At 62.0% G+C, this 1,567-nt stretch carries 2 protein-coding genes and 2 pseudogenes; 1 reads left to right on the forward strand and 3 read right to left on the reverse strand.

The genetic code is table 11. The features are described from left to right. Positions 1–115, forward strand: a pseudogene (locus OM960_RS25340) (IS5/IS1182 family transposase); the annotation flags it as partial. Between the two features lie 295 nt (positions 116–410). On the opposite strand, the gene OM960_RS25345 reads toward OM960_RS25340, so the two are convergent. The 3 genes and pseudogenes from OM960_RS25345 to OM960_RS25355 all read right to left on the reverse strand — a co-directional run. After that, positions 411–782 (reverse strand): rhodanese-like domain-containing protein, encoded by a 372-nt coding sequence (locus OM960_RS25345; RefSeq protein WP_264773926.1) that lies wholly within the window; start codon positions 780–782, stop codon positions 411–413. A gap of 18 nt (positions 783–800) precedes the next feature. Next, the gene (locus OM960_RS25350; RefSeq protein WP_263339597.1) at positions 801–1,169 is read right to left on the reverse strand and encodes a DsrE family protein; all 369 of its coding nucleotides are present in this window, start codon (positions 1,167–1,169) and stop codon (positions 801–803) included. A 288-nt stretch (positions 1,170–1,457) separates the two neighbouring features. Continuing rightward, positions 1,458–1,567: pseudogene (locus OM960_RS25355) on the reverse strand (IS5/IS1182 family transposase); the annotation flags it as partial.

Raw genomic sequence — 1,567 nt, forward strand, 5'->3', positions numbered from 1 at the left:
GCGACGATGGAGCGGCTATCATCGCCGGAGCCGCGTCGAAACGAAGATGCATTGTCTGAAGCTTCTGGGCCACCGGCTCATCGCGCGGGATTTCGACCGCCAGGTCGCTGAGCTACCGCCCGCCCGCGCCGGAAAGCTTCGTTCCAATGGACCAGACGCCGATGATGCACCAACAATCAACACGGACCACTCGATGGGGGCAGTCCACGGGCACATGTCGCGAGATCGGGGCGGAGTCCGGCGCGCCGCTGATCCTGACACCATGCGAACGGTAAAGTCTCATCATCCGCGACAGGCCTTGCGGTGCGTGAACCAGTGTCAATCCCCGACTTTAGCGCGCAGCACCACCGTTATAACAGATGGTGCTGCGTCAGTAGCTTCGCCGTGATTTGCGGCATTCGGCCGATCACTCAGCGAACGGTCGGATGACCGGCTTCGACCCAGGCGGTAGTGCCGCCTTCGATCCAGTTCACGCGGCCGAAGCCTGCCTTGGCGAAGGCTGTGGCCGCACGCCGGGCCATGGGGCCGGCCATGCAGGTGGTCACCACATGCAGGCTCTTGTCCGCGAAGACTGGCGGCAGGTTCCCCGCCTCCACGTCCTCGACGGAGATCAACCGCGCGCCCGGGATCTTGCCCGTGGTGGCCGCGATCACGTCCGCAGGGCGCGGGTCTACAAACTCAACGCCTGCGCGCCCATGGTAACCTTTCGCTTCGGCAACGGTGATGGCTGTGGCGGTGGAATTCTCGACGGTGCCGGCGTTTGCACAGGAAGCCATGATCATTCTCCTTCTTACAGGGGTTCAGAAACTCAGCGTCGACGCGCCGTCGAGGATCTGCGCGTGCAGCGCGGGCGAACCCACCACCTGCACGCCGTCGATGAAGTCGCTTTCCTCGTAGCCGCGCACCTTCGCGCAAGGCGGACAGACGAGGATGCGGCCTCCACCGTTCTGGAAGTTCTCGATCAATTCCTTCATCGGCGGGTCGAAGGGGTTCATCCGCACATTGTCGGCGGCGCCCTTGCGGACCACGTCCACGGCCGAGCTGACCATGAACATGGTCACCTGCTGGCCCGAAGCGATCCCGGTGTTGGCGATCGTGAAGGCCACGGTGGCCCGCTCGTCATCGAGGCCACGGGATACGACGATTGCCAGTTTCTTTGCATTTTCCATCTCTCTTCTCCTTTGGTCAGATGGGTTGTCCGGACATCACCCGGTCCGGGTCGGGAACTCTCAGGCGGGCGCTCTCCGCCGCAATTCCCGCCGAGAAAGCAACGGCGATGCCATGCGAACTGCCAGGCTGGCGGCGCCGAACAACGGAACGACGGAGGAGGCGATCATTGTTTGGGCTGCATCGATCATGGTTTTGGTTCCATTTGCATACCGACTGGTTGGTTTGTAACAGATCGCTCGGTATGCCGTCAACGAAAATTCCCAGATCGCCGCGAGATTCCTTCTAGGTCATGTTGACAATTGGCGGAGCCAGAGGCGGATCGAGGTTATGTCGATGAAACCCAGGAAGCTTTCGGCAGTCTTGTCGTAGCGGGTGGCGACACGGCGGGCGTTCTTGA

It is taken from the genome of Defluviimonas salinarum, assembly GCF_026013545.1.
Lineage (GTDB): Bacteria > Pseudomonadota > Alphaproteobacteria > Rhodobacterales > Rhodobacteraceae > Albidovulum > Albidovulum salinarum.

What these genes read in the sequence shown, in the direction of transcription:
- OM960_RS25345 (WP_264773926.1), bottom strand. Translation starts at nt 782, where the DNA reads ATGATCATGGCTTCCTGTGCAAACGCCGGCACCGTCGAGAATTCCACC.
- OM960_RS25350 (WP_263339597.1), bottom strand. Translation starts at nt 1,169, where the DNA reads ATGGAAAATGCAAAGAAACTGGCAATCGTCGTATCCCGTGGCCTCGAT.